Origin of the sequence: Clostridium sartagoforme (assembly GCF_039521405.1) — a bacterium.
Taxonomy (GTDB): Bacteria; Bacillota; Clostridia; order Clostridiales; family Clostridiaceae; genus Clostridium; species Clostridium sartagoforme.
On sequence record NZ_BAAACH010000003.1, the window covers coordinates 15,328 to 39,885 of the forward strand.

A 24,558-nucleotide genomic window follows, 5' to 3' on the forward strand; every position below is an offset into this window, starting at 1 on the left:
GATAACAAAGTTATATCTCACCCTCTTTATATCTACCAAGTTATTAATATACAGAATATAATTTTGACACAAGTACCGTCATATCATCCCATACTTTTCCGCCACTTAAGACCATTGCCTTTTCAAGTATATCTCTTGATAAAGCTGATGGATTTGTATCTGCGTATTTTAAATATTCCTGTAACCAGGAATAACTTCCAACATTATTTTTATCTATATCCAATATACCATCACTAATTGATACTATTATATCTCCATGTTTTAGTTTAACTTTTTCTGAACTTATATCAACACTATCTAAAATCCCAAATGGTAAGCTATTGGATTTAATAACTTTAACTTCCTCTCCTCTCTTTATAAAACTAACTACTCCCCCAATTTTAATAAATTCAGTTTCTCCTGTATATAAGTCAACAATATTCATATCCATAGTTGTAAATTTTTCATCTTCGTTAAACTTCATTGCCATTATAGAATTTACTGTATTTATAGCAGTCTTTTCACTAAATCCATTTTCTATGAACTTTTCTATTAAATTTACTGCAAGACTACTTTCAACCCCAGCTTCTGGGCCAGAGCCCATTCCATCACTAACTATAGTTAAGTATGTTCCGTCACTATTTTTAGCAAAACTATGGCTATCTCCTATAGACGTTTCACCATCCTTAGCCTTTATGGCTGAATAAGATGTCATATGATACTTAGGAGTTTCCTCTATAACAATTGAGCATTCATCTGTATCAGGGTTTATCCTACATCCCCCATTCGCTATAGACACAGGAACTTTTACTAAGCCATTTATTATAGGTAATATATTTTTGGCACAGTAATTTCCACCTTCGCAATTGGTTAAGGTTATTTTAATTTTCATTCTCCCTTTTCTATCTAAATAGCAAAAAACATCCTTATATTCTATCTTATTTTTATTTAAAGCCTTCTTAAGAACCTTATCTATCTCTGAACAAATTGATATATCATTTTCAAAATCTCTAATCATATCCCCCATAGTAGAAGATATATTATTTATGTGATTAGCTATTAAACTTCTGCCTTCTGCAAGCCTAGTTCTTAATGCCTCATTCACAGTGTAATTATTTACAATTTCTTGAGCATTTTTTATTAGGCCTCTTTTTTTAACGCACTTCTTTTCTAAGCTCTGAGGAAAATTCATTTCATTGTTCTCACAACCACTTATAAGTTCAGAAAAGCCTTCAAAAGTAGAATGTAAGTTGCGATCCCAACATCTTTGTTTAAGCTCGCAATTATAACAAACTCTATCTGCTAAACTCTCCACCATAGCAGTTCCTTTGTTACTTAATGATAAAATATCATTTTCACCTAAATTTAATATAGATGCTGACAAGCTTGATAATATAGATTTCATTGAGTTCAATCTATCAACAAATTCATTTTTTATTCCATTTAAATGTGCATCATTTATACTTTCAGTCTTTTTTTCTTGATTAAATTCCTTGCTTATAAACTCTATAAACATTTTAGGAATTGCTATAAAGATTGCTGCAGATATTAAAACTTCTATTCCCCCATAAATTGAAAATTTATCAGAATACATTGATATTATAAAATACACAACTAAATAAGCTATTGATGAAAATATTCTTCCAGTATCTTTAAATATCCCTATAATAAGTCCACATAAACTATATAAACTAATATATATTATTATATCGTTACTAGTCATTCCTATTACGAAGCCCATAGAAACACCTATGGCTGCTCCTAAACCAGATCCTCCAACATATGCAAAAATAGCTATAACAGCTAATGCAAATATATTTCTTATATATATATCGAAAATATTCAAATTACCTATTCCTGCTACCAATAAACATAACAATAATCCTATACTTATTAATTCTTCTGTTGAGAAGAAATAATTACTTTCTAATTCATCAACACAATTTAGTGCATAATTTAGTATGTATCTTACTGGTATTATACTTATTACCTTTAAAGCAGAAAATGTTAAATTGACTCCTATAGGTTGATTATTTACTAGTAAATTATATATAAAGAAAATTGAAAATATCAAACCAAAAATTATTGTATCTCTTTGTTTTAGCTCTATCTTATTACATATTTCAATATATGCCATCACTATAAAAGCTACTATACAATAAGAAATAGCTCCTTCTAAACTCTTATATATAGACAAATAGCCTATTATTATCCCAATAAGAGATAATAATATATTTCTGCTCTTTTCTTTTTTTATTCCTATGAGATATGCAATCCCAAAAGGGGCTATACCCATTTCTACTGTTATTGATAGTAAAACCCTACTTAGTAAAAATCCTATTATAAAAGATATAATCATTCCTATTGATGAATGCTGAACATTTAGTTCATTTTTATTATTCCTCTTCTCCAACCTCTTATATGTTGATATATCAACACCATACTGCATATACGTCCCTCCAATTTCCATAAAATGTAATTTAAATTATATCATTGCATTTCTGAAATATATGTCATATAGTGTATCTTATTATTTTTTTCGTTGGACAATAATATATAAAATTCCTTATGGCTAGCCAAATAATTTTTATTCTATTGCATAGTTAGTTTTTATAAGCTTTATCATCATATTATGTTAATATTAATGAAATTTAAGGCATTATTCTATTTTTATATAAACTTAAGATTGAATTTACATTAAATATTTTCAATACAAATTTGTCACTATATAATTTTTTATGAAGAATAAAAAATTACAAGATATTAATATTTTATAACTTTTAGTCATATACTTTATTTTATGACTAATTAAAAAATAATTTTAACCCCATATCAAATGACTTAAGTTAAATAAAAAAATAAAACCTTTTAAATATTAACTCTAAAAGGTTTCATATCTTTATAATAAAAAAAGCACTTAATTAAATTAAGTGCTTTTGGTGCTGAAGACCGGAATCGAACCGGTACGGTGTTTAACCACCGCAGGATTTTAAGTCCTGTGCGTCTGCCAGTTCCGCCACTTCAGCGTACATGGTAGCGGAAATAGGACTTGAACCTACGACACCCCGGGTATGAACCGAGTGCTCTAGCCAGCTGAGCTATTCCGCCATATTTTGGTTGCGGGGGCAGGACTTGAACCTACGACCTTCGGGTTATGAGCCCGACGAGCTGCCAACTGCTCCACCCCGCGATATTTTAAGCTAAATTCAACTTGGTGCTGAAGACCGGAATCGAACCGGTACGGTGTTCAACCACCGCAGGATTTTAAGTCCTGTGCGTCTGCCAGTTCCGCCACTTCAGCATGCATGGTAGCGGAAATAGGACTTGAACCTACGACACCCCGGGTATGAACCGAGTGCTCTAGCCAGCTGAGCTATTCCGCCATATTTTGGTTGCGGGGGCAGGACTTGAACCTACGACCTTCGGGTTATGAGCCCGACGAGCTGCCAACTGCTCCACCCCGCGATATTTAAGTTGAATTTAGCTTGGTGCTGAAGACCGGAATCGAACCGGTACGGTGTTTAACCACCGCAGGATTTTAAGTCCTGTGCGTCTGCCAGTTCCGCCACTTCAGCATATTTTTTCTTCGCCTCTTAACGACAAAATTAATTATATATTATGTTTCACATAGTGTCAACACCCTTTTTTCATTTTTTATATTTTGTTACGCAACCTAGTAAAAAGCGAAAAAGAAAACTATCACTAAACAATTTAAATTTGGTGATAGTCTTTATAGATTTATATATTAAATTTATATGATGTTATTAATTATCTTATTAAAAACTTCTTCTTCCATTTTTAGATTTAAAGTCTTGATTCTTTTTAACATCTTGCATTCTTTCTTCGCTATCCTTTAAAAATCTTGACATTATATCTTCAAAATTTCCTGAATTTGGACCACCTTTTTTAGTTTCTGAAGACCAGTCTATCTCCATAGGTTTAACTGATTTCTTTTGAACATTTGCTTGCTTAATTGATAAGCTTATTTTTCCGTTATCGTCAATTGATATTACCTTTACTCTTACCTTATCTTGTTCATTAAGGTGTTGTCTAATATCCTTAACAAATGAATCTGCTACTTCTGAAATGTGAACTAATCCTGTTTTACCTTCTATTTCTACAAAGGCCCCAAAACTAGTTATATTAACCACTGTACCTTCTAATATGTTTCCTGCCATCAAGGTCATGTTACAAAGATTCCTCCTTAAAAATTAAATAATATATGTTATTATAATAATAACCTTTTTTTATAGTTTTAAAACATATTCTTTAATTTTGCGGTTTAGGATTTACAACTTTTTCTCCTTCTTTTATCATTCCTAGCTTTTCCCTTGCAAGCTTTTCTATATATTCATCAGAAGGAACCTTTTTTAAGTCTGCTTCTAATTTACTATTTTTATTTTTAAGCTCTTCTAATTGATTTTGGCTAGTAATAATATCTTCTTGAATTTTTTTCATTGTAATTTCCTGTTTAATATAATTAAATATAAAAACTGCAAAAATAAAAATTATAACTAATCTTTTAAGAGTTACTTGCCTTTTAATTGCTCTCACCCTCTTTAAAATATATTATATACTATATTTTAAACACTATATATATTTTATTCAAGCTATTTTTTTATGTTCTTCCTTTTCATTATTTTTTTCCACAAATACTGTAGTATATTATTTTTACAGGATAAATTAAATTTTTAAAAAGTACTCTTATAACTTTACTAAATTTGTCTATTATATATCTCTCTAATTTTAAAACTGTAGGGCTTATTAACTTTAAATAAATCATCAAGGTTATAATCATAAAAATATAAACATATGGGCCTAAAAAAGCATAATTAGTGTATAGTAAAAAAGTAAATACTATAATAGCAGTTAATACCCAAAATAATATATCTTCTAGAATAATTATTATCTTAGGTATTTTCACTCCTCTTATTATGTTATATAAATCAAACATAATTCCTATTAGTACTCCTGATAGAATAGAGTACATAACTATGTCAAATTGTACATCTATTGATAACGGCATATATCCACCTATTTAAATAATCTAGAAATTATACTTTCTTTTTCTTTTTTTACTTCTTTACTACTATAAACTATAGATGATATATTCCCCACAATTATAACATCACCATTTTGTACATCTAATTTATTCATTTTTAATTCTGATCCCTTAATGGTTAAAAAGCCTAACTTTGTATTTAATAAGATTTTTTCATCATCGAAACTTATAACTTCTTCTACTCCTGTAAGAGTCATTTTCTTTCTATTCTCTAAAGTTATACTACTTCTTGGTTCTTCTAACTTATTTTCAATTTTCTTTTCCATTTTATCTCCTCCACATATTCTTTATAAAAATATATGAATGAGATTTTATTTTTATTCTTTATCTTCTTCTCCTTCTAGGATCTCATACATTTCTTTTGCATTTTCTTTCTTTACATGTTCTAATATATTCGTTATTCTAGCCTTTAATGCTCTGTTTGCAAACTGTATTTCTATTATGTCTCCCTCTTTTACAACTGTTGATGGCTTTGCTACCTTTTCATTAATAGATACTCTTCCACCTTCACAAACCTCTTTCGCTACCGTTCTTCTTTTTATTATTCTTGAAACTTTAAGATATTTATCTAATCTCATAATTATTCTCCTTTTTATTACTAATTTACATTATTAAAAGAACCCGAGAAAACTCGGGTTCCTAATATCCTACTTATTAACTTTTTCTTTGAATTCTTTACCAGCTTTAAATACTGGAACTGTTGAAGCTGGAATATTTATAGTTTCTTTAGTTCTTGGATTTCTGCCTTCTCTTGCAGCTCTTTCTCTTGTTTCGAAAGTTCCAAATCCAACTAATTGAACTTTTTCGCCTTTTTCTAATGCTTCTTCAACGCTTTCTATAAATGCTTTTAAAGCTAACTCGGCATCCTTCTTAGTTAATTTACTTTTTTCTGACATGCTAGTGATTAATTCTGCTTTATTCACAATTACATCCTCCTTAAATAACCCGTTATATATTTTAGTAGTTAACTATTTCTGTTAATATGTACTATAACTACATTCTCTTATTATATATCGTCTTTTATTACTAGTCTATAATAATATGAATTTTTTGTTATAAAAGCTATTTATTACAATAAGTTATTTATAGTATAGCATAAACCATTATATATTATTCTCCAAACATCTTATAAATCCTTCTTATTTTCGTGAAATTATTCATTTTTTTTTGCTTCGTTCCATAAAGCATCCATTTCTTCCAATGTCATATCACTTAAATTTTTCTTAGATTTTAAAGCTGCCTGCTCTATAAAAGAAAATCTTCTTATAAATTTTTGTATTGTTGAATTTACTGCTTCTTCTTCATTAATATTTAATTTTCTGGCTACATTAACACATGCAAATATTAAGTCTCCTACCTCATCTTTTATTTTTTCCTTATTATTGGATTTATATACATCTAATACCTCTTTTAATTCTTCATTAATCTTTAAAGCTGCATCTTCTACATCATCCCAGTCAAAACCTACCTTTGCAGCCTTTTTTTGAACCTTATGCGCTCTAACTAAAGAAGGTAATGCATTAGCTATTGCCTTCATCTCATCTGTTATAGTTTCAAAATTCTTTTCTTCCTTTTTAATTTCTTCCCAATTATCAAGAACTTCTCCACTGTTTAAAACCTTATCTTTTCCAAAAACATGTGGATGCCTATAGATCATCTTATTGCATATAGCTTGAATTACATCACTAATATTAAAATATCCATCATCTTTTCCTATTGATGCATGGAATACAACATGTAATAACACATCTCCAAGCTCCTCTATCATTCCATCTATATCATCATTATTTATACTATCTACAACCTCATATGCTTCCTCTAAAAGCTCATTTTTTATACTATCATGAGTTTGTTCCATGTCCCAAGGGCATCCATCTTCCCCTCTTAGTCTATCTATTATTTCAATTAAATCATTGAAATCCTTCTTATTATTAATATCCCTTGGTATATATAATGATGTTAAATAATCTATATCTTCTTGCATATCCAGCTCATATATAGGTATTTTTCTTATAGACTCTTCTGAAACTATTCCTGCTGCTCTAACATAATATATTTCTGTTTCATCATTATAATAATCTAATAATTTTAGTTTAACTTCTGATGCTATTAATTGGTTATATACTTGAGTTATTATAGTCCCTATTCTCTTATCTAGGACTTGATTTTTCATATCAAAAGCATCTATCACTTTTAATCCTTCTATTGGGTCTATCTTTAATACATCCATCATAGCATCTATAAAGCTTACTGCTGGAACTATTTCATATTTTATTCCTTTTTCATCACATAGCTCTATAAGATTAAAAACTGATTTTTCTGCCACTAACGGATGTCCAGGAACCGCATATATTAATTCATTTTCATTAGAGTACTTATCTATTATATCTCTTGCAATATTATTATAGACTTCATCAAAACTATCTGATGTTTCATAATAATTATCATAGGTTTTAAAATCTTTTATTTTTCCCTTTAGATAATTAACTGTTGGATGTTTTTCTGTTCTAAAATAAATATTCTTTCCTTCTTCTAAAGCTTTAACGGCTCCTATAGTTAAAGCTTCTGGTGCACCTGGTCCTAAACCTATTATTTTTATCATTAGGTTCTCTCCTTACTAATTAATTTTTTATAATTTTACTTTTTATTTCATCTATGCTAAATACTTTTAGTAATAGTATTAATGCTATATATATAATAATACCCAAAAATATAGCTGCTAAGCAAGAAGAACCATTGCTACTAGTTTTATTAAATAAAAATAAGTATGCTGCTACTACCCCTGTTATCATAACTAATGAGGCAACTATAGGCTTAATAAAGCCTTGAAATATATCTAATTTTAAATGTAACCTACGCTTTAGAGAAATTATATTTAATATGGTTGCTACGAAATATGCTGATATACTAGCAATTACAGCACCATATATATTTATATTAGGCATAGAAACTAAAATAAATGTTAATATAACCTTTACTATACATCCTATAAATAAATTTATTATAGGTCTTATATAGTGACCTATCCCCTGCATAATAGAAGTTGTAGTCTGAGTTATAATTATAAATGGAACAGCTAAAGACATATATCTCATTATTTCTATGCCGTCATATTTCCCAGGAAATATAAGCTTCATTATTGGTCCCGCAAGAAAAAATAATCCTAGGGTACATGGCATTGCTATTAACATCGACAATTTTAATGATAATTGCACCTTAGATTCTAAATCTCTTTTTCTATTCATAACATAATTTTCTGCTATTATAGGAATTAGTGAGGTTCCTAATGCCATAGATAAAGTTAATGGTATATTTGTAATTACATTTGCCTTTCCAGTTAGCTGAGCATACAAAATCGTAGCTCCTTCTGATGTTAATCCTGCCTGTAATAATTTTTGAGGAACCAGTATAGAATCAATTAAGCTCATTATAGTTCCAACCGTTGTTCCTATTGAAATAGGTAAAGCTATTTTTAATATAGATGTCAAAATTTCCGGATTACTTTTTATTTTTTTATTCCACATCTGCTTCTTTACTTTTTTATACTTTTCATAAAGATATGTTGCTCCTATTGTACCTCCAGCCGCAGCACCAAAAGCTGCTCCCCCTGCTGCATATTCTATTCCCTTTGGTAAAAGTAGTATAGCAAGTCCAACTCCTATTATTACTCTGCCTATCTGCTCAAGTATTTGAGACATTCCCGATGGAGTCATATTTTGTAATCCTTGAAAAAAACCTCTGTATATTGTCATTATAGATATTACAAATGGTGCAAAGGATATCCCAAGTAAAGCGTAATATGATTTCATATCCCACTGAACAAATTTAATAATAGGTTTAGCAAAAATGAATAATATAAGGGTTGTACCAATTCCTAAAAACATCATTAGTATTGTTGACTCTTTTACAATTTCAAATACCCCTTGTATATCCCCCTTCACTCTTCTTTCAGATATCATCTTTGAAATAGCTACAGGAACTCCTGATGCCATGGCTACGAAAAACATGTACAACGGATACGACATTTGATAATAACCAACCCCTTCGTCTCCTATTAACATTATTAATGGCCATCTAAAAAATAACCCCAAAAACCTTGCTAATATTCCTGCTATCCCAAGAACTAAGCTTGCTTTAAGCAATGACTGTTTCTTCATAAAATACCTCCAAACTTCAAATTAGTTCTAGTAAATTTGTATTGTAAGTTTAGAGGTATTATTACTTTATTTTATTGATAACTTTATATTTAATTATTTATTAATTTTATTGTTCCATTTGTTTACCTAAGAAAGATGAAGCTGTTTCAGATAATTTTAACTCTAATTCTCCTAATTTTCCTTCTGATTCCTTGGATAGTATTATTACCGCTCCAATTGCATCTCCTTCAGCAATTATAGGTGAAATTACTTGGCTAGTATATTTACCAACTTCTTCATCATTATGTAATGGAATAGTCTTGTTTTGGTCTGTTATAAGCACAGCTCTTCTTTCTTCCATTATTCTTTCTAACTCTACACTAACCTTTCTTTCCATGTAATCTCTTTTAGATGCTCCACTTACTGATATAAATGCATCTTTATCAGCTATTAAAACAATATGTCCAATTGCTTGTTGTAAGCTTTCTGCATACTCCTTAGAGAAATCTGTAAGTTCTCCAATTGGTGAGTATTTTTTTAAAATAACCCCACCTTCTCTATCAGTGAAAATCTCTAAAGGATCACCTTCTCTAATTCTTAAAGTTCTTCTTATTTCCTTTGGTATAACTACTCTACCTAAGTCATCAATACGTCTAACAATTCCTGTCGCCTTCATTATTATGAGCTACCTCCTTTAATTAATAATAATTAGTTGCAATATTATTATTTGACTTCTTAGAAATTTTATACACTTATAACCAAAATTTATTAAAATAAGAAAAAACATTGACAATTAACAATTAACCATTAACAATTGACAATTAAGGTAGAAATTCCTCCTGCCTCGGAATTTCTTAGAGGAAAAAAATAAGTGAAGTAGATCTCAAATGGATCCACTTCACCATAATACATTTATTTAATTATAAATTCAGCCTTGGCTAAATTTGTTTCGCAATTGTTAATTGTAAACTGTAATTTACTAATTGCTTAAAGTTTGTCTTCGTATGTTTTTACTTTATAATCTTTTTTCCATTGCTCAATAGAATTTTTATAAACTTCATTTTTCTTTTCGTTTTCTAAAGTAGTTTTTATGGTATCCTTTGATTCTTCTAATGTTTTATTCTTTACATCAGTTGCCTTTATTATATGATATCCAAATTGGCTCTTTACAGGTTCTGAAATTTCACCTTCCTTAAGAGCTTTTAAACCATCCATAAATTCTTGTACATATTGAGTTGAATTGTATTTAACAACTCCTAAACTTCCACCAGCTTCCTTAGTTCCTGTATCTTCTGAAAGTTCCTTAGCTAATGTTGCAAAGTCTTCTCCATTTACAGCTCTTTCTCTTACTTCCTTTGCCTTTGTTTCATCACTAATTAAAATATGAGAAACATTTGCTTCACTAAACCCTTCTTTATTTTCTTCATAGTAAGTACCTATTTCTTCATCTGTTATACTTACATCTTTAAATATCTCTTCAGTTACTTTAGTTGTTGCTAATTGACTTTTCATACTTGAAGTAACATTAGTCTTAAACTCATCTAATGTCATACCAGCACTTTCAAGGGCAGAGTTAAAGCCTTCATCTCCACCATAATTTGTCTTCATACTATCTATATATTTTTGAACTTCTTCATCAATTTCTTCTTGGGTTGGAGTTACTCCTAACTCTTCCGCCTTTTTTAATATTATTTTTTCTTCAACTAGTAAGTTTAAGGCTTGAGTTCTCATTTCTTTTATGGCATCTGAAAGTTGAGTGTTACTCGCATAATCTTCCCCATAGTATTGTTTTAAATATGGATCTGCGATTTCATCTACATCTCCTTTAGTTATCTTTACATCTCCAACCTTTGCTACTACAGTATTTTTTATTGACTCCGGTGTCCTTTGTATCATTTCACATCCAACTGCTGAAAAAGCAAATATACTTAAAGCTCCTGCAGCTATAATTCTCTTAATTTTAATCAATGATGTTCCCTCATTTCTTTTTAATTTGTTTCAATCCCATTATACATAATTAGTATATCAATATTGTGTCAGTTATTCAATTTTTTAAATTATATTTACATATTTTTTATTAAATTTTCTAACATTTCTTTATAAAAACCTAACAAGTTTTCTTTTTTAATTTCTGAAAATCTTACTGCGAAATAAGGCTTTTCTCCAAACATTAGGAATACCTTTTCTTTATAATTCTCTAGTAAATACCTATATATGTTATTTAAATCCTTAACTCCATCTGCAAATATGAATCTTACTTCTTTTGGTGTTTCTTTTATTTCCTCTATTGAAAGTAGCTTTGCTTTACTCTTTATATAAGCTATATCCATCAGATTATATACTGCCTCTGGAATTTCTGAATATCTATCTTCAAGTTCAGATTTTATATCCATATAATCCTCTAATCCATCTATAGCTGCAATCTTCTTATATATTTCAATTTTTTGAATTTCATCTTCTATATAAGTTCCTGGTATATAAGCATCTACCTTTATATCTACAGTAGTCTCAATAGGTTCTTTTTCTATCTCACCTTTTATAATCTTTATTGTATCTTCTAACATTCTACAATATAAATCATATCCTATCACCGCCATATGACCATGTTGAGCTGAACCCATCATATTTCCGGCCCCTCTTATTTCTAGATCTCTCATTGCTATTTTAAAGCCTGAGCCGAGTTCTGTAAAATCTTTAAGAGCTTTTAACCTTTTTTCTGCTACTTCAGTTAGTATCTTGTCTTTAGTGTACATAAAGTATGCATATGCTATTCTATTGGATCTTCCAACTCTACCCCTTAATTGGTAAAGTTGAGATAAACCCATTTTATCCGAATCATGAACTATCATTGTATTAACATTTGGTATATCTATTCCAGTCTCTATAATAGTAGTGCAAACTAATATATCATAGTCCTTATTCATAAAGCTTACCATTTCTTTTTCAAGCTGGCGTTCTGTCATTTGTCCATGTATAATCCCAACATTGCACTCAGGAACTAGGTCTCTTATATATTTAGCCATTCCTTCTATACTCTCAACTCTATTATATACATAGTAAACTTGACCATCTCTATTTACCTCTCTTAATATAGCATCTCTTACAAGCTGATCGTTTTGTTCAACAACATATGTTTGAATAGGATATCTTTCCTCTGGCGGTGTCTCTATTACAGATATATCTCTTGCACCAGTTAATGACATATGAAGAGTTCTTGGTATAGGGGTCGCACTTAAAGTTAATACGTCTACATTCTTCTTTAACCCTTTTATTTTTTCCTTTTGAGCAACTCCAAATCTTTGCTCTTCATCTATTATTAAAAGTCCCAGATCTTTAAAAATAATATCCTTAGATACCAATCTATGAGTTCCTATTAATATATCAACATTTCCCTCTTTAACAGCTTGAAGGGTATTTTTTTGTTCCTTTGCACTTCTAAATCTACTTATCATGTCTATCTTTACAGGAAAATCAGAAAATCTCTTTGTCATATTTTTATAATGCTGTTCTGCTAATATTGTGGTAGGTACTAAAAATGCAACTTGCTTACCATCCATAACAGCCTTAAATGCGGCTCTAACAGCCACTTCTGTTTTACCATAACCGACATCACCACATAGAAGTCTATCCATAGGCTTATCAGTTTCCATGTCCTTTTTTATCTCTTCTAACGATGTTAACTGATCTGGTGTTTCTTCAAAAGGAAATTCATCTTCAAACTGTCTTTGCCATTCGGTATCCTTTTTAAACTTATATCCTCTTAATGTAGCTCTTGCAGCATACAGCTTAACCAAATCTTCTGCTATCTCATTTATAGATTTTTTGACTTTAGCCTTTGCTTTACTCCAATCATTACTTCCAAGCTTATTTATTTTAGGTGTTTTTCCTTCACTACCTATATATTTTTGAACTAAATCTAATTGGTCTACAGGTACATATAGTTTATCACCTTTATCATAAACAATATCTAAGTAATCTCTTGTATGCCCTCCAACTTCAATTTGCTTTATTCCTTTATATACACCAACCCCATGATTAGCATGAACAACATAATCCCCAAGCTTAAGTTCTGCAAAACTTTTTATTTTTGCTATACCTTTTCTTTTATTCGCCTTTTTAGTTATTTTTCTTTTAGCTTCTCCAAATACATCTTTATCTGAAATCACACATATTTTTAAATCTGGATATTCAAAACCTTTTAATAAATTACCAAAGGTAATTACCACTTCTCCAAATTCTATAGAAGTTATATCTTCTCTATAAGAACTTTCTATTTCCCTATCTCTTAATGTATTTACAAGTCTTTCTCCTCTTGCTCTTGTTCCTGATAATATTAAAGTTTTATATCCCTTTAATTTCTTTTCTTTAATATCTTCTATTAATAGATCTAATTGCCCCTGATAACTATTAAGAGTTACTTCTTTTAGAGAATAACTGTATATAGGTCTTAATATATTACTACTAACTCCAAATATATCTAAAGTTATTACTTTTTGAAGTTCTAAAAGCTCTATTAAATCTTCTTTTTCTAATAAAAGCTCACTTTGTTTAGGTAAAATTCCACCTCTCTGTAAGAAAGCTTCATAATTTTCACTAAATTCAAAATAACAACTTTCTAACTTTCCTTCACATTTTTTAACATCATCAATTATATATGCATAATTTTTTACATAGTCAAAAAAGCTATCTGACTTATGGTAGAAATAAGGTAAATAGCTATCTAATGTTTCAAATGTTAGGGTTTCTGTTAAGGATTCTATATTAGATCTCACCATGATTTCTAATTTCTGAACTCTTTCTTCATCCTTTTTAGCCTTAGCTTTTATATCCTCTAATTCATTAAGTATATTCTCTTTTCCTCTTCCTAAAGCCTCTTCACTTAAAATGACTTCCTTAGCTGGAAATATCTCTACACTGTCAACCTTTTCAATACTTCTTTGTGATTCAGTATTAAATGTTCTTATTGAATCTATAGAGTCTCCAAATAATTCTATTCTATAAGGATATGTAGTAGTTGGTGGAAATACGTCTAATATTCCTCCTCTTAAAGAAAATTCTCCTTTTCCTTCTACTGACTCTACTCTCTCATAACCACTTTCTAATAATTTCTTAGATAAGTCTTTAAAATCAACTTCATCATCTATATTTAGCTTAAAAGTATATTTTAAAAATAACTCTTTTGGCGTGTACACAGATGTTAGTGAATCTATCGAAGTCACTATAATTTTTTTATTATTATCTAATATTTTTTTAATTACCTTTAGCCTAGCCCACCTTAAATCTCCTGAAATAGCATCTATATTATAAAATACTACTTCTTTTGCCGGAAAATAATAAACATCATTTGTATAAAAACTTAAATCTTCATATATATTTTTAGCTTCCATATCACTATGCGTTAATATTATCATTGGTGAATTTATATTTTCATAAATCCCAAAAATACTATAGCTTTTTCCTGAATCTGATAACCCATTTATATTAATTGGATATTTTTTATTATTTATACTAGATATTATTTCGTTAAAAGTAGAGCTTTCTCTTAAAGGTTGTAGTACCCCCTTTAATCTCATTATATGCACCGTCCTTATTTATTCTTTTTGGGATAATTTAAACCCATTAAATTTATTCATCGCTTCTTTTGTTCCTTCTTTTATCATTATCTCTACTGCATTTGCAGAAGCTTCTATAACTTCCAATAAATCTTCCGACTCCTTCTTTGTAAATCTACCTAATACATGTGAAACCAAATCTCCTTTAGGTTGTCCTACACCTATCTTAATTCTTGGAAAAACCTCTGTGTTTATATTAGCTATTATACTTTTAATTCCATTATGCCCACCAGCACTTCCCTTTTCTCTAATTCTAAGCTTTCCAATTTCTAAACTAACATCATCATATATTACTATAACTTCTTCATTTTTTAATTTATAAAAGTTTACTACCTCTCTTATACTTTCTCCACTTAAATTCATATAAGTAGTTGGTTTTAACAAAATAACCTTATTATTATTTATAAAACCCTCTCCATATATACCTTTAAATTTTATCCTATTAACATCTATATTATACTTATCTGAAAGATAGTCTATAGCATCAAATCCTATATTATGTCTAGTACCATTATATTCTTTTCCTGGATTTCCTAATCCAACAATTAAAAACATATTATGCAACCTCCTAATAGCTATTAGCATATTTATTATTATACTAGTTTTTTACGATAATAAAAGTACTTTAAAATAAAAATGCAGCCCCTTAATAGGCTGCAAATACTGAAATATTTATTTATTGATATCTAGTTTTATTTCTAAATCTTCAACTTTTCCAGATCTCATAACCTTACACTTTAAAGTATCCCCAGTTTTCTTTGCTTTTAATACTTCCGTCAACTGGCTCATACTATTTATCGGGTTACCATCAATACTCATTATTATATCAGTTGGCCTTAGCCCAGATTCATACCCATTACTATCTTGTTTAATTTCAGCTACATAAAATCCAACAACATTTGATTTTAGGAATCCACCTTCTAAAATACCAAGTTTTTCTCCTATTTCATTTGTAGAATTTATGATTTCTTCTATTGAGTTTAAATTATTTGCATAATATAATCCATTTTGATTTATATTCTTTGTTACTTTATAACTAGATAATCCTACAAGTTCTCCATTAGAATTACTTATAACTCCGCCTGTATTTATAGGAGTTATAGGTATATTAGTTTCCAATACCTTATATTCATGATGGTTAGAGTTTAAAATTCTATTGGTAGAAGTTATAATTCCTGGTATTATACTATCAATATATTCGTCACCTGTAGAATTACTTATTAGGGCGACTTCTATTCCCTCTACTATATCTGACTTTTCAGCAAGCTTAATTGGCTTTAATTCTTCATTATATTCAACTTGTATAATTGCCATATCCATATCTTCGTTTCCTACAATTAACTTTGCTTTAACAGGCTTAACTCCAACCATGGGTAACTTAACATATATATCTTTTAAATTTTCTATTTTCGAATAATTTGTTAGTATTTTGCCATTACTTTCTACTATTATACCAGTAACATTATTTTCAAAATACTTGTTCTTGCTTAAATTTTCTTCATTATCACTTATAGTTACTAAAGATTGCTTTACTTTTTCTATTATTTTAGAATAATTTAAAATAATGGCACTTTTTTCTATCCTTTCATCAAACTTGTCAATTAAGTTTTTGTACTTATTTTGTATGGCTAAATTAGAAAATACCGCTCCTGATATCCCTGCCACCACTAATAAACTAATTATCTTACTAATTAATTTAATATTAGATTTAATTTTTCTTCTTTTAAATTGTATTGAAGGAAGGTATTCGCACATAAATTTTTCTTCATTTTCAAATTCATCTTTTATTTTTTTATCCATAGAATCCACTCCTTCCTAAGTAATATATAATTATACATTCTATCTAGATAGAGTAAATGTAAATTTAACGCCTTTTCCATCAATATTCTTCACCCAAATATCTTGATTATGTTGAGATAATATTAGCCTAACAATAGGTAATCCAAGTCCTGTACTTATTTTATTAGTCCTGGACTTATCCATCTTATAAAATCTCTCCCATATCTTATTTATATCTTCCCTGGATATATTCGGTCCATTATTAAATATACTTACATACACAAATTCTCCTCTAGTATATGTTTCTACTAATATCTTTCCACCTTCATGTCCATACTTTATAGCATTTTCAAGCAAATTGGTAACAACTTGTATTATTCTATCTCTATCACCATTACAATACTCATGACTATTACTAAATATAATTTCAACATTTATTTTCTTTTCTTTTATTTTTCCTTCTAAATTTAATATACATAATGTTATAATTTCATTTATATCCATATTAATAATATTTAGCTTAAACTTCCCTGATTCCATAGAAGATATATCTAAAAGATCATTTACTAATCTGGATAACCTACATATTTCATCATTTACTATATTTAAATAATAACTTTCCTTATCCTTTGGAATAACCCCATCTATTATTCCAGTTATAAATCCTTTAATAGAGGTTATAGGGGATCTTAACTCATGAGAGACATTTGATATAAATTCACGTCTTATATTATCCACTTTTTCTAAAGATTCAGCCATTGCATTTATAGAATCCGCTAATTCGCCTATTTCATCTTGAGAATTTATATAAATTCTTTTTTCAACTTCTCCTTTAGCTAACCTTTTGGCTGCATTAGTAATTTCTAATAAAGGTGTTAGTAATATTCTTCTAGCTAGGTAGTAAGCTATTATACTAGATAAAACAACAGCACCTATTACCGATATCCATATAACACCATATATATTTCTCCACAAAGTAATACCATTAGTACTTTCAATAAGAGCTACAGCTCCACTAAAACTTCCTCCATTTACCAAAGGCTTATAGTAGCATCTATATGTACCATTATAATTATCAACAAATTTTCTTTCTATAATTTTCCCTTGCTTTAATAAATCTATATCTGAATCTGATATGCTTAATTTACTATACATTAAATAATTAAATTTATCATCCGATACAGCATAAACATATCCTTGATTGTCTAAAATTATAGAGTCTTTATTGACAGAAGTTTTAACTATATTCATCATTTTTTTTAAATCATCATATCCTGTTTCACCATTACCATTTAAAAATTCAGATGTAAGTTCTTGAATCATTGCCATATAACTATCTATACGTTCAATTCTTTGAGATGAATATTCTTTGTTAATCCATGCTGTCAAAATCATTCCTACTAATATCAATATTATTGATGTTATTGATGAAAAAGCAACTAAAAGTCTATATATAACACTTTTTCCCTTCATTACTTCACCTCAAATTTATATCCAACTCCCCAAACTGTTTCTATCTGCCAGTTCTCTCCACCACTAATCTTTTCTCTTAATCTTTTAATATGAACATCCACGGTTCTTGAATCTCCTGGATAATCATATCCCCACACTTCACAAAGTAATTGTTCTCTTGTAAAGACCTTATTTTTATTACTTGCCAGGTAATGAAGTAATTCGAATTCTTTTGGAGGCATTTTTATCTCCATTCCTTTATAAGTAACATTATATGAACTAGCATCTATAGTAAGATCTGAATAATTAATTACTTCACTATCCTTTTCATCATAATTATATCTTCTCATAACAGCTTTTACTCTTGCTAATAACTCCTTTGGTTCAAAAGGTTTTACAACATAATCATCTGCTCCTAATTCCAAAGTTAGAACTTTATCAAATGTATCTCCCTTTGCTGTTAACATAATTATAGGAATCTCGCTATTTTTTCTAATTAGCTTTAATACTTCTACTCCATCCATTCCTGGTAACATTATATCTAAAAGAACCAAATCTGGTTTAAAGTCCTCAAACATTCCATAGGCTTCTCTTCCATTATGACATTTTCTTGTTTCATACCCTGCACTTAGTAAGTACATATTTATAACTTCGCATATATTTTCATCATCATCTACTACTAATACCTTACCTAATCTATTATCCATAATAACACCTTCCTTATTCTTATTATAATTGATTTAATCGTTATATTAATACTTCTTAGCTAATTATAAATAATAATTTACATTTGTTACAAATTATTAATTTAATAAGCCCCTAAAAAGTTTGTGCTTCTTAGGGGCTTATTATCCTATTATGTATTAAACTTCAAATAATTTACTTATTGGTTCATCATCATATATTCTCTTTATTGCTTCTGCAAATAGTGGAGCTACTGATAATGCCTTAAATTTAACTAATCCATCTCTTTCTGGCAGCTTTATAGTATTTAACATAACTAATTCTTCGATTGCTGAATTAGTTATTCTTTCAAAAGCTGGTCCTGATAAAACTCCATGGGTACAACATGCATAAACATTTTTAGCACCTAAGTCCTTTAATGCATTTGCAGCATTTGCAATAGTGCCTGCTGTATCAATCATATCGTCTATAAGTATACATCTTTTGCCTTTTATATCACCTATAATATTCATTATTTCTGATACATTTGCTTTTGGTCTTCTCTTATCTATAATTGCTATTGGTGCATGTAATCTATCAGCAAATTTTCTAGCTCTAGTAACGCTTCCTAAGTCTGGGGAAACAACTACTACATCTTCATCTTCATCAAAGCCTTTTTCAACGAAATACTTAGCTAATATTGGTGATCCTAATAAATGATCAACTGGTATATTAAAATATCCTTGAATTTGAGATGCGTGTAAATCCATTGTTAAAACTCTATGAGCTCCTGCTGCAGTTAAAAGATCAGCTACTAGCTTTGCTGTAATTGGATCTCTTGATTTAGCTTTTCTATCTTGTCTAGCATAACCATAGTAAGGCATAACTACTGTAATTCTACCTGCTGAAGCTCTCTTAAATGCATCTATCATTATTAAAAGTTCCATTAAATTATTGTTAACTGGTGAACTAGTTGATTGAACTAAGAACACATCTGTTCCTCTTACAGTTTCCGCTATATCAACTGATATCTCTCCATCGCTAAAGGTTGAAACTTTAGCTTTACCTAGTGGTAATCCTAAAATATCAGCTATTTCTTTGGCTAATTCTGGATGTGAGTTTCCAGTAAATATCTTTATATTTTTTCCATGGGTTATCATTATGTGAAGACCTCCTTAAAATTTTTGGCACTTTTGTTTATCTAAATAACTATTTGTTAGTAAGACCTTTTTTAGCTACCCAACCTTCTATGTTTCTTTGTTTTGCCCTAGCTACTGCTAGTTCTCCTTCTTTCACGTCATTAACTATTGTTGAGCCTGCAGCTATATACGTGTTATCTTCTACTTTAACTGGTGACACTAAATTTGTATTGCAACCTATAAAACTATTATTTCCAATTATAGTTTTATGCTTCTTACTTCCATCATAATTAACTACAACTGTTCCACATCCAAAATTACAATTTTCACCAACAGAAGCATCTCCTATATAAGTTAAATGTGATACCTTTGTATTGTTCCCTATAGTAGATTTTTTAATTTCTACAAAATCTCCTATTCTTGCATTGTTTCCAATTATTGATTCTGGTCGTATATATGCAAAAGGACCAACTGTAGTTTTTTCTCCAATTTTACTATCTATTATAACAGAAGACTGAATTTCTACATTATTAGAAATTATACTATTTGATATTCTTGAATTTGGGTATAATATAACTCCTTCTCCAATTTTAGTATTTCCCTCTATAACGTTTCCTGGATATATTATTGTATCTCTACCTATTTCTACATCATCTCCTATATATGTAGAATTAGGATCTATTAACGTTACTCCATTTATCATATGCTTTAAATTAATTCTTTTTCTTAATATTTCTTCTGCTTCTGCTAGCTGTACCCTTGAATTAACACCTATTGTTTCATCATAATCTATTACAACTGCTCCTACGCTTTTTCCTTCTTCTTTTAGTATTCCAATAACATCTGTTAGATAATATTCTCCTTGATTATTATTGTTAGATAATTTATCTAATGAACTTACTAATTCTTCTATATCAAAGCAATATATTGCAGCATTCATTTCTTTTATCTTCAACTCTTTTTCATCACAATCTTTATGCTCAACAATTTTTAAAACTTCATTATCTTTTCTTACTACTCTTCCGTATCCAGTTGGATCTTCTAGTATTGAACTTAATAAAGTTGCACTATTATTGTTTTCTATATGTGATTTAAATAAGTTATCAACTGTTTCCGCTTTAATTAATGGTGCATCACCACAAAAAACTCCCACAACACCTTTTTTCCCTTTAAGAAAATCTATGGCACATTTTACAGCATGGCCTGTTCCTAATTGCTCCTCTTGTACTGAATAGCTAATATTTCTTGAAGCAGTTTTTTCTTTTACTAATTCTGCCCCTTTTCCTACTATTACATTTATATCTTCTATATCAGCTTTTCTCATAGTATCTATTACATGATTCACCATTTCCTTGCCACAAATTTTATGTAAAACTTTTGGTAAGTCTGATTTTATTCTTGTTCCTTGCCCAGCAGCCAAAATTAATGCACACTTATACATAAAAACACCTCTTTATTTGAAATATTAAGGACAAATTTATAATTAATTTAAAAAATGTTCGTAAACATCTCATTCTATTATATTGTATTGGAATAAGTATTTCAACCTTAAATCTCTTATATATATACATATAATCTTAATATTTGAGCATTATTCTCAGAGTTATATTAAAAAATTGCAAAAAAAATAAAAGGGTTATCCCTTTTATTTTTAAACAATACAAATTAACCAACTATTGCCTCTGATTCATCCTCAAGCTTTGCTTTTTCATAAGCTTCAAGTATTGATGTCTGAATCTTCTCTCTAGTGTCTGTGTTAATAGGATGTGCTATATCCTTAAACTCCCCATCTGGTGTCTTTCTACTTGGCATAGCTATAAATAATCCATTTTGTCCTTCGATTACCTTGATGTCATGAACTACAAATTCGTTGTCAAATGTAACAGAAACTATAGCCTTCATTTTTCCATCGGAAGCTATTTTTCTAATCCTTACATCGGTTATTGTCATTGCACTACACCTCCGTTGCTATGATAGATATAGAATTCTATAAAAATCGTAGAAATCCTCTTTTTTATTATAAATTTTTTTAAATTTTCTATATTTTTTTAAAAGTTATCATTTACAATTTACTATTTGTGAATTTTTTGCCTATTTTATTAAATTGGAAGGTCTAACTTCTAGGTCCTTAGATTCGCCTAAATGTCTTAAATCTACTATAGATATATAATCATCAACTCTTTTTTGTGTAACTCCTATATTATCTACTAATACCCCTATTCCTACTAATTCACTTTCAAATTCCTTTAATAAATCCTTTATACCTTGTGCAGTTCCTCCACCTCTTAAAAAGTCATCTATGAATATGCACTTACTCTTCGCTTTCATTGATTTCTTTGAAAGTGACATTTGTTGAATTCTGCCGCTAGTACCAGATACATAGTTTATTGTAACAGTAGATCCTTCTGTTACCTTATTATCTCTTCTTATTATAACTAATGGAATTCCTAAATTTCTTGCAACTTCATATGCAAGTGGTATCCCCTTAGTTTCTACAGTTACAACATAATCCACTTCTTTATTATAAAATACTGAAGATAAAATAACTCCAGCTTTGCTTATAATCTGAGGATTATACATTAAATCCGTCATATATATGAAATTGCCAGGAACTATTCTACTTTCATCCTTCAACATTTCGCAAATATCTTCTGCAAATTTTCTTCTGCTTTCATTTTCTATACCTGGAATATACTTTATTCCTCCTGCTGCCCCTGCTATAGTTTCAACTTTTCCCATTTCCAATTTTTCTAAAATTTCTCTTACTATTACTATATCTTCACTTATGGTTGATTTTGCTGCATTTAACAGATCTGAAAATCTATTTAAACCTATAACCTTATTAGGATTTTCAGTTAGAATCTTTGTAATAGCTACTACCCTACTATTTCTACTTAATTTTTCCAATATATATCACCTACATTTTATTATTTTCCGAATTATTCGTTAATTTTAGCCCTCTAATATTCATATTTTATTCTATATTTTTCTCAATATCAATAGATTTTAATCACTTATATTTTTAATTTACTTATAATTATTGATTTTTCAATAAAATTTTAGTAATTTCTTGAATTTACAGCTTTTTTATGTGTTCATTTTCTTAAATTTGTATATAATTATAAAGTGAAAACTATTTGCAGTAATTTTATAAAATAATTCTTAATAAAAAAAGGGGTTGATTTTTTTGTCTTTTGATCTTAATAAAGATATAAATAAAAAAGTTCATTTTATAGGTATTGGCGGTATTAGTATGAGCGGGCTTGCTGCAGTTTTATTAACAAAGGGGTTTAAGGTATCCGGTTCTGATTTTAAGGAATCTGAAATTACTGATAAATTAAAATCTGAAGGCGCTGAAATTTACATAGGTCATGATAAAAACAACTTAAAAGATGTTGACTTAGTAGTTTATACAGCTGCTATACCATGTGATAATCCTGAAATAGTAGAGGCTAAAAATAAACAAATAGAACTTATGGATAGAGCTGAATTCTTAGGATTAATAATGAAAGGTCATAAGTATAATGTTGCTATATCTGGTACTCATGGGAAAACTACTTGCACATCAATGCTTTCTCATGTAACTTTAAAAGCAAATCTAGATCCTACAATATTGGTAGGTGGTGAATTAGATGTAATAGATGGTAACTTCAAGATAGGAAATAGTGAATACTTTTTAACTGAAGCTTGTGAGTATAAAGAATCATTTTTAAAATTTTATCCTTATATAGGTGTTATTTTAAATATAGATGCAGATCATCTAGATTACTATAGAGATTTAAATCATATAAAGGAGACCTTTGAAAAATTTTCCAACATAATACCTACTGATGGATATCTAATTGGATATTGTGAAGATGAAAATGTAAATGAGATATTGAGTAAAGCTAAATGTAATACAATTAGTTATGGTATAAATAAAGGTGATGTAAGAGCAACTAATATTTCCTTTGATAACAAAGGATGCGCTACATTTACTGTACTTAAGGATAATAACAAGCTATTTAATGTAACTTTAAACACTACTGGTAAACACAATATATTAAATGCTTTATCAACAATTTGTGTTGGTTTAATCTTTAATATACCTTATTCCTCAATAATTGAAGGACTAGCTGAATGTAAGGGAGCCCACAAAAGATTTGAATATAAAGGTGAATTCAATGGAGCAACAATAATTGATGATTATGCTCATCATCCTGTTGAAATAAAAGCTACATTAGATACGGCTAATATAATTCCTCATAAAAATATTTATGCTGTATTTCAGCCACATACCTACACAAGAACTAAAACTTTATTTAATGAATTTACAGAATGCTTCTCTCATGCTGACGAGTTAATTCTTATGGATATATACGCAGCAAGAGAAAAAGATACAGGACTTGTAAGCTCAAATGATCTTGGAGATGCAATAAGATCTAAAGGTATTAAATGTACCAATTTTCATAGCCATGATGAGGTTGCAAATTATTTAAAAGATAAGATCTCAAATGATGATATTGTTCTAACTATAGGAGCTGGAGATGTAGTAAAAGTTGCTGATATAATTTTAAAACAATAATAAAACTTATATTATTTTTTTCTTAGTAAATACTATAAGGAGTTAATATTTACATAAATATTAACTCCTTATGGTTTTTCTTTTGCTTTTCTTTGCCATCTTTTGACTAATATACTAAGAATATTGATATTATTCTCTTTTTATATTTATTTTTAAATAAGTTTATCTTATA

Annotated in this window: 21 protein-coding genes and 7 tRNA genes; 1 reads left to right on the forward strand and 27 read right to left on the reverse strand. The window is 29.0% G+C overall.

The window, feature by feature from the left end; translation table 11 throughout:
* Window positions 1–43: 43 nt before the first annotated feature.
* From spoIIE to purR, 27 genes are all read right to left on the reverse strand, one after another.
* Window positions 44–2,428, reverse strand: coding sequence for a stage II sporulation protein E (gene spoIIE / locus ABDZ60_RS00850; protein WP_046999964.1), 2,385 nt, complete (start codon window positions 2,426–2,428; stop codon window positions 44–46).
* A gap of 488 nt (window positions 2,429–2,916) precedes the next feature.
* Window positions 2,917–3,005: transfer RNA gene (locus tag ABDZ60_RS00855), tRNA-Leu, on the reverse strand.
* A gap of 5 nt (window positions 3,006–3,010) precedes the next feature.
* Window positions 3,011–3,087, reverse strand: a tRNA-Met gene (locus tag ABDZ60_RS00860).
* A 6-nt stretch (window positions 3,088–3,093) separates the two neighbouring features.
* Window positions 3,094–3,169 (reverse strand) — tRNA-Met (locus ABDZ60_RS00865).
* A 22-nt stretch (window positions 3,170–3,191) separates the two neighbouring features.
* Window positions 3,192–3,280, reverse strand: a tRNA-Leu gene (locus tag ABDZ60_RS00870).
* Between the two features lie 5 nt (window positions 3,281–3,285).
* Window positions 3,286–3,362 (reverse strand) — tRNA-Met (locus ABDZ60_RS00875).
* A 6-nt stretch (window positions 3,363–3,368) separates the two neighbouring features.
* Window positions 3,369–3,444: transfer RNA gene (locus tag ABDZ60_RS00880), tRNA-Met, on the reverse strand.
* A 21-nt stretch (window positions 3,445–3,465) separates the two neighbouring features.
* A tRNA-Leu gene (locus tag ABDZ60_RS00885) sits at window positions 3,466–3,554 on the reverse strand.
* 201 nt (window positions 3,555–3,755) lie between these two features.
* Window positions 3,756–4,166 carry a S1 domain-containing RNA-binding protein gene (locus tag ABDZ60_RS00890; protein ID WP_016206846.1) on the reverse strand — a complete coding sequence of 137 codons (411 nt, stop codon included), beginning with the start codon at window positions 4,164–4,166 and terminating at the stop codon, window positions 3,756–3,758.
* An 82-nt stretch (window positions 4,167–4,248) separates the two neighbouring features.
* Entirely contained in the window at window positions 4,249–4,533 is a 285-nt protein-coding gene (locus tag ABDZ60_RS00895) for an FtsB family cell division protein (RefSeq protein WP_016206847.1), read from the reverse strand.
* An 82-nt stretch (window positions 4,534–4,615) separates the two neighbouring features.
* Entirely contained in the window at window positions 4,616–5,005 is a 390-nt protein-coding gene (yabQ, locus tag ABDZ60_RS00900; protein ID WP_016206848.1) for a spore cortex biosynthesis protein YabQ, read from the reverse strand.
* Window positions 5,006–5,013: 8 nt separating this feature from the next.
* On the reverse strand, window positions 5,014–5,307 hold the full coding sequence (yabP, locus tag ABDZ60_RS00905; protein ID WP_016206849.1) for a sporulation protein YabP: 294 nt from the start codon (window positions 5,305–5,307) through the stop codon (window positions 5,014–5,016).
* Between the two features lie 51 nt (window positions 5,308–5,358).
* Window positions 5,359–5,619, reverse strand: coding sequence for an RNA-binding S4 domain-containing protein (locus ABDZ60_RS00910; RefSeq protein ID WP_016206850.1), 261 nt, complete (start codon window positions 5,617–5,619; stop codon window positions 5,359–5,361).
* 69 nt (window positions 5,620–5,688) lie between these two features.
* Complete coding sequence (locus ABDZ60_RS00915) at window positions 5,689–5,964, reverse strand: HU family DNA-binding protein (protein WP_016206851.1); 276 nt, start codon at window positions 5,962–5,964, stop codon at window positions 5,689–5,691.
* A 230-nt stretch (window positions 5,965–6,194) separates the two neighbouring features.
* Window positions 6,195–7,643 (reverse strand): bifunctional methyltransferase/pyrophosphohydrolase YabN, encoded by a 1,449-nt coding sequence (gene yabN, locus ABDZ60_RS00920; RefSeq protein WP_343775112.1) that lies wholly within the window; start codon window positions 7,641–7,643, stop codon window positions 6,195–6,197.
* Between the two features lie 19 nt (window positions 7,644–7,662).
* A complete protein-coding gene (locus ABDZ60_RS00925; RefSeq protein ID WP_046999959.1) occupies window positions 7,663–9,198 on the reverse strand; it encodes a putative polysaccharide biosynthesis protein in 1,536 nt (511 codons plus the stop codon).
* Window positions 9,199–9,304: 106 nt separating this feature from the next.
* Complete coding sequence (gene spoVT / locus ABDZ60_RS00930) at window positions 9,305–9,853, reverse strand: stage V sporulation protein T (RefSeq protein WP_016206853.1); 549 nt, start codon at window positions 9,851–9,853, stop codon at window positions 9,305–9,307.
* Window positions 9,854–10,164: 311 nt separating this feature from the next.
* Complete coding sequence (locus ABDZ60_RS00935) at window positions 10,165–11,145, reverse strand: peptidylprolyl isomerase (RefSeq protein ID WP_016206854.1); 981 nt, start codon at window positions 11,143–11,145, stop codon at window positions 10,165–10,167.
* 95 nt (window positions 11,146–11,240) lie between these two features.
* Window positions 11,241–14,750: a transcription-repair coupling factor gene (gene mfd, locus ABDZ60_RS00940; protein ID WP_343775117.1), complete on the reverse strand. Its 3,510-nt coding sequence runs from the start codon at window positions 14,748–14,750 to the stop codon at window positions 11,241–11,243.
* A gap of 18 nt (window positions 14,751–14,768) precedes the next feature.
* Window positions 14,769–15,344 carry an aminoacyl-tRNA hydrolase gene (gene pth, locus ABDZ60_RS00945; protein WP_016206855.1) on the reverse strand — a complete coding sequence of 192 codons (576 nt, stop codon included), beginning with the start codon at window positions 15,342–15,344 and terminating at the stop codon, window positions 14,769–14,771.
* 117 nt (window positions 15,345–15,461) lie between these two features.
* Window positions 15,462–16,589: a S1C family serine protease gene (locus ABDZ60_RS00950; protein ID WP_343775120.1), complete on the reverse strand. Its 1,128-nt coding sequence runs from the start codon at window positions 16,587–16,589 to the stop codon at window positions 15,462–15,464.
* A 39-nt stretch (window positions 16,590–16,628) separates the two neighbouring features.
* Window positions 16,629–18,041 (reverse strand): HAMP domain-containing sensor histidine kinase, encoded by a 1,413-nt coding sequence (locus ABDZ60_RS00955; RefSeq protein ID WP_046999955.1) that lies wholly within the window; start codon window positions 18,039–18,041, stop codon window positions 16,629–16,631.
* Window positions 18,041–18,727: a response regulator transcription factor gene (locus ABDZ60_RS00960; RefSeq protein WP_016206859.1), complete on the reverse strand. Its 687-nt coding sequence runs from the start codon at window positions 18,725–18,727 to the stop codon at window positions 18,041–18,043. Before ABDZ60_RS00960 ends, ABDZ60_RS00955 begins: the two co-directional genes overlap by 1 nt.
* 156 nt (window positions 18,728–18,883) lie before the next feature.
* Window positions 18,884–19,843, reverse strand: a complete 960-nt coding sequence (locus tag ABDZ60_RS00965; RefSeq protein ID WP_016206860.1) for a ribose-phosphate diphosphokinase — start codon at window positions 19,841–19,843, stop codon at window positions 18,884–18,886.
* A gap of 49 nt (window positions 19,844–19,892) precedes the next feature.
* Window positions 19,893–21,263 (reverse strand): bifunctional UDP-N-acetylglucosamine diphosphorylase/glucosamine-1-phosphate N-acetyltransferase GlmU, encoded by a 1,371-nt coding sequence (gene glmU, locus ABDZ60_RS00970; RefSeq protein ID WP_343775124.1) that lies wholly within the window; start codon window positions 21,261–21,263, stop codon window positions 19,893–19,895.
* A 224-nt stretch (window positions 21,264–21,487) separates the two neighbouring features.
* A complete protein-coding gene (spoVG, locus tag ABDZ60_RS00975) occupies window positions 21,488–21,772 on the reverse strand; it encodes a septation regulator SpoVG (RefSeq protein ID WP_016206862.1) in 285 nt (94 codons plus the stop codon).
* A 141-nt stretch (window positions 21,773–21,913) separates the two neighbouring features.
* The gene (gene purR / locus ABDZ60_RS00980) at window positions 21,914–22,729 is read right to left on the reverse strand and encodes a pur operon repressor (protein WP_016206863.1); all 816 of its coding nucleotides are present in this window, start codon (window positions 22,727–22,729) and stop codon (window positions 21,914–21,916) included.
* 280 nt (window positions 22,730–23,009) lie between these two features.
* Between purR and murC the strand changes: the two genes are divergently transcribed.
* On the forward strand, window positions 23,010–24,386 hold the full coding sequence (gene murC / locus ABDZ60_RS00985) for a UDP-N-acetylmuramate--L-alanine ligase (protein WP_016206864.1): 1,377 nt from the start codon (window positions 23,010–23,012) through the stop codon (window positions 24,384–24,386).
* Window positions 24,387–24,558 lie beyond the last annotated feature (172 nt).

What these genes read in the sequence shown, in the direction of transcription:
- spoIIE (WP_046999964.1), bottom strand. Translation starts at nt 2,428, where the DNA reads ATGCAGTATGGTGTTGATATATCAACATATAAGAGGTTGGAGAAGAGG.
- ABDZ60_RS00890 (WP_016206846.1), bottom strand. Translation starts at nt 4,166, where the DNA reads ATGACCTTGATGGCAGGAAACATATTAGAAGGTACAGTGGTTAATATA.
- yabQ (WP_016206848.1), bottom strand. Translation starts at nt 5,005, where the DNA reads ATGCCGTTATCAATAGATGTACAATTTGACATAGTTATGTACTCTATT.
- yabP (WP_016206849.1), bottom strand. Translation starts at nt 5,307, where the DNA reads ATGGAAAAGAAAATTGAAAATAAGTTAGAAGAACCAAGAAGTAGTATA.
- ABDZ60_RS00910 (WP_016206850.1), bottom strand. Translation starts at nt 5,619, where the DNA reads ATGAGATTAGATAAATATCTTAAAGTTTCAAGAATAATAAAAAGAAGA.
- yabN (WP_343775112.1), bottom strand. Translation starts at nt 7,643, where the DNA reads ATGATAAAAATAATAGGTTTAGGACCAGGTGCACCAGAAGCTTTAACT.
- ABDZ60_RS00925 (WP_046999959.1), bottom strand. Translation starts at nt 9,198, where the DNA reads ATGAAGAAACAGTCATTGCTTAAAGCAAGCTTAGTTCTTGGGATAGCA.
- spoVT (WP_016206853.1), bottom strand. Translation starts at nt 9,853, where the DNA reads ATGAAGGCGACAGGAATTGTTAGACGTATTGATGACTTAGGTAGAGTA.
- mfd (WP_343775117.1), bottom strand. Translation starts at nt 14,750, where the DNA reads ATGAGATTAAAGGGGGTACTACAACCTTTAAGAGAAAGCTCTACTTTT.
- pth (WP_016206855.1), bottom strand. Translation starts at nt 15,344, where the DNA reads ATGTTTTTAATTGTTGGATTAGGAAATCCAGGAAAAGAATATAATGGT.
- ABDZ60_RS00950 (WP_343775120.1), bottom strand. Translation starts at nt 16,589, where the DNA reads ATGGATAAAAAAATAAAAGATGAATTTGAAAATGAAGAAAAATTTATG.
- ABDZ60_RS00955 (WP_046999955.1), bottom strand. Translation starts at nt 18,041, where the DNA reads ATGAAGGGAAAAAGTGTTATATATAGACTTTTAGTTGCTTTTTCATCA.
- ABDZ60_RS00960 (WP_016206859.1), bottom strand. Translation starts at nt 18,727, where the DNA reads ATGGATAATAGATTAGGTAAGGTATTAGTAGTAGATGATGATGAAAAT.
- ABDZ60_RS00965 (WP_016206860.1), bottom strand. Translation starts at nt 19,843, where the DNA reads ATGATAACCCATGGAAAAAATATAAAGATATTTACTGGAAACTCACAT.
- glmU (WP_343775124.1), bottom strand. Translation starts at nt 21,263, where the DNA reads ATGTATAAGTGTGCATTAATTTTGGCTGCTGGGCAAGGAACAAGAATA.
- spoVG (WP_016206862.1), bottom strand. Translation starts at nt 21,772, where the DNA reads ATGACAATAACCGATGTAAGGATTAGAAAAATAGCTTCCGATGGAAAA.